Raw genomic sequence first — 7050 nt, forward strand, 5'->3', positions numbered from 1 at the left:
CATGGCCCTTGAGCACTTCGCCGCTCATCAGTTGCATGTCGGCCTTATCCCCGACGCGCACGTGGGGCAGCTTGGTTTCCTCGAAGAAGCCGTAGACCCAGAACGAGTTCATGTCGACCACCGCCATCTTCGCCTCGCCGATGCGTGCGTAGTCGCCACGGTGCACGTTGAGGTTGGTGACATAGCCATCCACAGCCGCCCGCACCTGGGTGCGTGCAAGGTTGAGTTGCGCCGCTTCCAGCTGGGCCTGGGCGTGCTGGTAGTCGGCCAGGGCCGAGTCGGCGATGTTGCCGGCGTCGTCGCGGTTTTCCTTGGAGATCACCAGGTTGTCCATGTCGGCGCGGCGCCGGGCGTTGACCTTGCGCATCTCCCAGGTGGCCTTCTTCGACGCCACCAGCGCTTGCGCCTGCTTGACCGCGATCTGGTAGTGCTCGGGGTCGATCTGCATCAGCAGATCGCCCTTGCGCACCAGCTGGTTGTCCTTGACCGGCACGTCCACCACTTCGCCGGTGACATCGGCGGCGACGTTGATGATGTCCGCGCGCACCCGGCCGTCACGGGTCCAGGGGGTGTACATGTAGTGCTCCCACAGGGTACGGCCGATCCACAGGGCCAGGGCCAGCACGAGCAGGGTGGCGAGCAGGCTGAAAAACTTTTTCATTGCGGGGGTCTCAACGGTAGACAGTGAGCGCCATGGCGCCGAACAGACAGCAGAACAGGCTCAGGCGCAGCAGCGCCGGGTGCCAGAAGAAGCGATACAGGTCATAGCCGGAAATGAACCGGTCCAGGGCCCAGGCCAGGGCCGCGGCGATGAAGAACATCAGGGTCATGGTGGGCATGTAAACGCCGTGGAAGGCGATTTCACGAGGCATGGTCAAGTCCTTGGGGTGCAGGCGCCGTTGGCTTGGCCACGGCATAGGCCGCCAGCGGCGATTGCGGGTCGAGCAGTGAAGTACGGATGAAGTGCAGGTAGCTCTTGACCCGGCGCAGGGCCGAGGTGTCGAAGTGCGGGGCAAAGGGCTCGTCGGTGGCCTGGACCCGGCTGATGGCGTGGTCCACGGCGATCAGGCCGCGCTCCAGGTTGCTCTGGCTGGGCTGCAGGAACAGCCGCACCAGGGAGCGGCCCATGACCCGGATCGCCTGGCGCCAGGGCTGGGATTCGGCATAGGCCGGGTGCACCGGGAGGATCGCCTGCTCCTTGCGCAGCTCGATGATGGCGTGGCCGACTTCCAGCACCACGAACATCCAGCGCAGCAGCTCGCTCTGCACCTTGGGCTGGCCCACCGCCAGGCCATAGGCCTGGTGCAGCAGGTCGCGGGTACGGCTCTCGAAGCTCGACGCCAGGCCCTTGAGCTTGCCGCTGATGGCGTACACCACCTGGCCGCGCAGGTCCTGCTCCAGGCGCCGCCACAGCCAGCGGCTGTTGGGCGGCAGGATGATCGCCCCGGCCGCGGCGCAGACCAGCATGCCCATGACCATGGCGATGTAGTCATTGATGAAGGTGTAGGGGTTGTAGATGGTCAGGTTGTCCGGCACCGAACCGGTGCTGAAGAAGATCAGCAAGCCCAGGCCGACCCCGGCGTACTTGGGCCTGGACGCGAGGAACGAACCGAGCACGATCACCGGCGCCAGCATCAGGCACAGCAGCGGGAAGCCGTCGATCCTGGGGAACACGAAGAACATTTCGACGAAGCCCACCAGGGCACCGATGAAAGTCCCGCAGGCCATCTGGAACGCCATGCGCTTGGGGTTCGGCGTAGCCGCCGAGAGGCCGATGGTGGCGGCGGCGATCAGGGTCATGGTGGCGCCGCTGGGCCAGGCCGTGGCCACCCAGTAGCTGCCCAGCACCACCAGCACGAAGGCCGCGCGGATGCCCGAGGCGGCGCAGGCCAGCCAGTTGGTCTGCGGGGTGTAGGGCTCGTCCCAGCGCTCGCGCTCGTGGCTGTGGTCGGCCAGGGACGCGTGGGTCTGGGCGTAGCTGTGCATCTCGTCGACAAAGCGGTAGAGCAGCTCGTAGGCGGTGTGGAAATCCAGCTGCTCGGCGTCGCTCGGGCCGCTCTCCTGGAAGGCCGTGCGCAGGCTGCGCACCCGCGCCGGCAGTTCGGCCTTGTAGGCCGCCAGGGCCGTGGCCAGGCGCGCCGCATCGGGGCTGGTCAGGGCACGGCCGGAGAAGCCGTCCAGCAGTTCCGCCAGGTCCTGCAGGCCGGGCTTGATCGCCGCCACCACGTGATCGGCGCCGCTGCTGCGCAGGCGTTCGAGCAACTGGTGCAGGGCGTTGAAGCGCGTGGTGATGCCCATGAACTCGCTGTTCAGGCGGCTCAGGCGGCCGTTGCGCCGACGCATGTGCGGGTCTTCGAACACGGTGACGCTGCGCAGCCCTTCCAGGCCCACGGCCTCGGCGATGAAGCGCACGTTGCTGCTTTCGAAGCTGTCGCGCTGGCTGCGCCCGCGCAGGCCGTCGGTAACGAACAGGGCGAACACCCCGAAGCGCTGGTACAGGGCGTTGCGCATGGCGGCGCTGGCGGTCTGTGGCAGGATCGCGGCGCTCACCAGGGTGGAGCAGAGAATCCCCAGGGAGATCTCCAGTACCCGCCACACCGCGGCCATGAAGGCCCCTTCCGGATGGGCCAGGGCCGGCAGGCCGACCATGGCCGCGGTGTAGCCGGCGAGGACGAAACCGTAGGCGCGAAAGTTGCGGTAGCGCGCCGCGCCGGCCGAGCAGATGCCGACCCAGATCGCCAGCGAGCCGAGGAACAGCTCGGTGTTCTGGGCGAACAGGGCGATCAGCGCCACCATCACCGCCGAGCCGGCCAGGGTGCCGAGAAAGCGGTAGAAGCTCTTGGCGAATACCTGGCCGCTCTGCGGCTGCATGACGATGAACACGGTGATCATCGCCGTGCGCGGTTGCGGCAACTCCAGGCGCATGGCCAGCCACAGGGTGAGGAACGCGGCGGCCAGGACCTTGAAGATATAGACCCAGGTCACGCCGTCGCTGCGCGCCCAGTCGAAGAAACCCCGGCGCCATTCAAGGGAGTACAGCCAGCGCAAAGGTGCGGGCAAGGAAGTCATGGGTGCCTGCTTCAATGGTCGAACACGGCCAGGGCCGCGGGGGTCTTGGGTGCCTCAAGGCGGTCTTGCGCGGGAACGTCGCGGCCGGCTTCAAGCCCGCCGCCCAGGGCCGTGACCAGGTCCGCCTGGACCGTCAGGCGTGCGGCCTGCACCTGCTGCTGCACCTGTTGCTGATGGAACAGCAGGCTCTGGGCGTTGAGCACATTCAGGTAGTCGGTCAGGCCGCGCTGGAAGGCCACGGTGGCGATGTCGTAGGTCTTCTGCGCAGCGGCCACCGACTCGGCGGCGAAGGCTTGCTGCTTGTCCATGGACTCGCGGCGGATCAACTGGTCGGAGATGCTTTTCAGTGCATCCACCAGGGTCTGGTTGTACCTGGCCACGGCCATGTCGTAGCCGGCCGAGGCTTCACCCAGTTCCGAGCGCAGGCGCCCGCCGTCGAAGATCGGCAGGCTGATGGCCGGGCCGACGTTGTAGTTGAGCTTCTTGCCGGTGAGGAACTCCAGGGCCCCACCGCCGGTGGCCATGAAGCCGATGCTGCCCACCAGGTCGACGTTGGGGTAGAAGCCGGCGTGAGCCACATCGATACCGCGAGCCTGGGCCGCCACTTGCCAGCGGCTGGCGACCACGTCCGGGCGCTGCCCCAGCAGTTCGGCGGGCAGGGCCGAGGGCAGTTTCAGCGCGGCGCCCAGGGACAGGCTTGGCCGCTGCAACTGCGCGCCCTCCCCCGGGCCCTTGCCGGCCAGGGCCGCCAGCTGGTTGCGGGTCAGGGCGATTTCTTCGTCCAGGGCGTCCAGCTGGCGATGGGTTTCCGGCAGCGGCGCCTCGGCCTGGCTGACTTCGAAATGGGTGCCGATGCCGCCGTCCAGGCGCCGTTGCGCCAGTTCGAGGATCTGTTGCTGCTGCTTGAGGGTGGCCGCGACGATATCGCGCTGGGCGAAGTGCAGGGACAGCTGGATATAGCTGCGCACCACATTGTTCACCAGTTCCAGCTGGGCCTGACGGGCTTCGGCCACGCTCATGTGGGCCAGGTCCACGGCACGCTCGGTGCTGTTGCTTTCCCGGCCCCAGAGGTCCAGGGCATAACTGAAACCCAGGGCGGCGTTGTTGTCCCAGGTGGTGCTGTTGGACAGGGCGCCGGGGCCGTAGAACTGATCGGTGGGCCAGTTGTGGCGCTTGAGGGTGGCGTCACCCTTGATCTGCAGCGACTCGGCCGACTCGGCGATGCCGGCCAGGGCCTTGGCCTGGCGGACCCGGGCGGCGGCCATGGCCAGGCTCGGGCTGCCTTGCACCGCAAGGCTGATCCAGCGGTCCAGTTGCGGGTCGCCATAGGCCTGCCACCACTGGGCGCTGGGCCAGTGGGCGTCCTGCGCGGCGCTCTTTATCGCCTCATCCGTGGCCAATGTATTAGCGGGAAGTGTCTTGCCCTGTGGGGCAATGCCTCCGGTTCCGATGCAGCCGCTGATTGCTAACGATAAAGCCCAAACACTGAGGGTCTTGAACCCTCTGCTGATGCGACGCGGCACTGCTGCGAATTCCTGAGATCGGGGGGGAGTATTTCTCTCGTAGGAGCTGGCTTGCCGGCGCAGCGATACGCCTGCTACACCGCGTTGCGCGGATCGCCGGCCTGCCGGCTCCTAGGGATCGGCGCAATTCTAGGGGGCGGTCGTTGCGGCGATAAGCTGGGATTCCTGTGAATCTTTGTTACCGTAAACGCGATAATCCCTTGGTCGTATCCCTGTACGCCTGTAAAAACAGAAACTTCGTGTCACAATTTGCAATCTCCCTTGAGAGCACCCCATGGACACCTTGCAAAACATGCGCGCCTTCAGTTGTGTTGCCGAAGCCGGTAGTTTCACGGCCGCCGCGGTGCAGCTGGACACCACCACCGCCAACGTCTCGCGCGCCGTCTCCAATCTAGAGGCGCACCTGCAAACCCGCCTGCTCAACCGCACGACTCGCCGCATCGCCCTGACCGAGGCCGGCAAGCGCTACCTGCTGCGCTGCGAGCAGATCCTGGCCTATGTCGAAGAAGCCGAGGCCGAGGCCAGCGACGCCCACGCCCGCCCCGCCGGGCAGTTGAAAGTGCACACCATGACCGGCATCGGCCAGCACTTCGTGATCGACGCCATCGCCCGCTACCGCAAGACCCACCCGGACGTGACCTTCGACCTGACCATGGCCAACCGTGTGCCGGACCTCCTGGACGAGGGCTACGACGTGTCCATCGTCCTGGCCCGAGAGCTGCCGGATTCGGGGTTCGTCTCCCAGCGCCTGGGGATGACCTACAGCATCGTCTGCGCCTCGCCGGCCTATGTGAAAGCCAACGGCTGCCCGCAAAAGCCCAGCGATCTGCTGAACCATGCCTGCCTGCGCCTGGTGAGCCCGGTGATTCCCCTGGAGAAGTGGACCTTCGACGGCCCGGAAGGCCAGGAAATGGTCACCATCAACAGCTCGCCGTTCCTGGTGAACTCCGCCGATGCCATGAAGACTGCGATCATCAGCGGCATGGGGGTCGGGGTGTTGCCGGTATACGCGGCTATAGAGGGTTTGCGCACCGGCACCCTGGTACGGGTGATGCCCAAGTACCGCTCCCAGGAGCTGAACCTGTACGCCATCTACCCGTCGCGCCAGTACCTGGACGCCAAGATCAAGACCTGGGTCGAATACCTGCGCGGCTCTCTGCCGGAGATCCTCACCGCGCACCAGACGGAACTGGCGGCCTATGAACTGAGCGGCAGCCTGACCGGCGCACGCCTGGCCACCTGACCGCGGGGCTCCCCGCCCAGACCACCGTCCCACCTGTAGGAGCCGGCTTGCCGGCGAAGAAGCCCGCACGTCCTGTGCAAACCTGGATGCCGCCTTCGCTGGCAAGCCAGCTCCTACACATGCAGGCTCGTGGCGGGGTGCTTTGGTGGCGGCGGCAAAAATGTTAGCTTGCTTGGCATTCTCCCCGCCTGACGAGCCTTCGCGCGATGAAAAAGACTGTACTTGCCTTCAGCCGCATCACCCCCGAGATGACCGAACGCCTGCAACAGGATTTCGAGGTCATAGTGCCCAACCCCAAGCACGGGGACATCGCCGCGCAATTCAATGAAGCCCTGCCCCAGGCCCACGGCCTGATCGGTGTCGGCCGCAAGCTGGGCCGTGCGCAGCTGGAAAACGCCGCGCGCCTGGAAGTGGTGTCGAGCATCTCGGTGGGCTACGACAACTACGACCTGGCCTACTTCAACGAACGCGGGCTGATGCTCACCAACACCCCGGACGTGCTCACCGAAAGTACCGCCGACCTGGCCTTCGCCCTGCTCATGAGCAGTGCCCGCCGAGTGGCCGAGCTGGATGCCTGGACCAAGGCCGGGCAATGGCAGGCCAGCGTCGGCCCGGCGCTGTTCGGCTGCGACGTGCACGGCAAGACCCTGGGCATCGTCGGCATGGGCAACATTGGCGCGGCCATCGCCCGCCGTGGGCGCCTGGGCTTCGGCATGCCGATCCTCTACAGCGGCAACAGCCGCAAGGCGGCCCTGGAGCAGGAGCTGGGGGCGCAGTTTCGCAGCCTGGAGCAACTGCTGGCGGAGGCGGATTTCGTCTGCCTGGTGGTGCCGTTGAGCGAAAAGACCAAGCACCTGATCAGCCACCGCGAACTGGCGCTGATGAAGCCCAGTGCAATCCTGGTGAACATTTCCCGCGGGCCGGTGGTGGATGAACCGGCGCTGATCGAAGCCTTGCAGAAGGGCCAGATCCGTGGCGCCGGCCTGGATGTGTACGAGAAGGAACCGCTGGCGGAGTCGCCGCTGTTCCAGCTGAAGAACGCAGTGACCTTGCCGCACATTGGCTCGGCCACCCATGAAACCCGCGACGCCATGGCCGCGCGCGCCATGAGCAACCTGCGCAGTGCCCTGCTGGGTGAGCGGCCGCAGGACCTGGTCAACCCGCAGGTGTGGAAGGGCTGACCACCCACGGCCTATCCCCCCTGTAGCCGCTGCC

Annotated in this window: 6 protein-coding genes; 2 read left to right on the top strand and 4 right to left on the bottom strand. The window is 66.3% G+C overall.

Features of this window, described 5'->3' with window-relative positions; translation table 11 throughout:
• The 4 genes from F6S12_RS28615 to F6S12_RS28630 form a co-directional block, all read right to left on the bottom strand.
• A partial coding sequence (locus F6S12_RS28615) for an HlyD family secretion protein (protein ID WP_315869610.1) occupies positions 1-661 on the bottom strand: 661 nt, incomplete at its 3' end.
• Positions 662-671: 10 nt separating this feature from the next.
• Positions 672-872, bottom strand: coding sequence for a DUF1656 domain-containing protein (locus tag F6S12_RS28620; RefSeq protein WP_007930063.1), 201 nt, complete (start codon positions 870-872; stop codon positions 672-674).
• Positions 862-3069, bottom strand: coding sequence for an FUSC family protein (locus F6S12_RS28625; protein ID WP_210482597.1), 2208 nt, complete (start codon positions 3067-3069; stop codon positions 862-864). The genes F6S12_RS28620 and F6S12_RS28625 overlap by 11 nt, the downstream gene beginning before the upstream one ends.
• Before the next feature lie 11 nt (positions 3070-3080).
• Positions 3081-4592 carry an efflux transporter outer membrane subunit gene (locus F6S12_RS28630; protein ID WP_077933375.1) on the bottom strand — a complete coding sequence of 504 codons (1512 nt, stop codon included), beginning with the start codon at positions 4590-4592 and terminating at the stop codon, positions 3081-3083.
• Positions 4593-4866: 274 nt separating this feature from the next.
• Here F6S12_RS28630 and F6S12_RS28635 point away from each other — a divergent pair, with 274 nt between their 5' ends.
• Complete coding sequence (locus tag F6S12_RS28635; RefSeq protein ID WP_011059356.1) at positions 4867-5835, top strand: LysR family transcriptional regulator; 969 nt, start codon at positions 4867-4869, stop codon at positions 5833-5835.
• Positions 5836-6041: 206 nt separating this feature from the next.
• Entirely contained in the window at positions 6042-7016 is a 975-nt protein-coding gene (locus tag F6S12_RS28640; protein WP_011059355.1) for a 2-hydroxyacid dehydrogenase, read from the top strand.
• Positions 7017-7050: the final 34 nt, after the last annotated feature.

The sequence above is a fragment of the Pseudomonas sp. JV245A genome, from assembly GCF_032424515.1.
GTDB classification, from domain to species: domain Bacteria; phylum Pseudomonadota; class Gammaproteobacteria; order Pseudomonadales; family Pseudomonadaceae; genus Aquipseudomonas; species Aquipseudomonas protegens.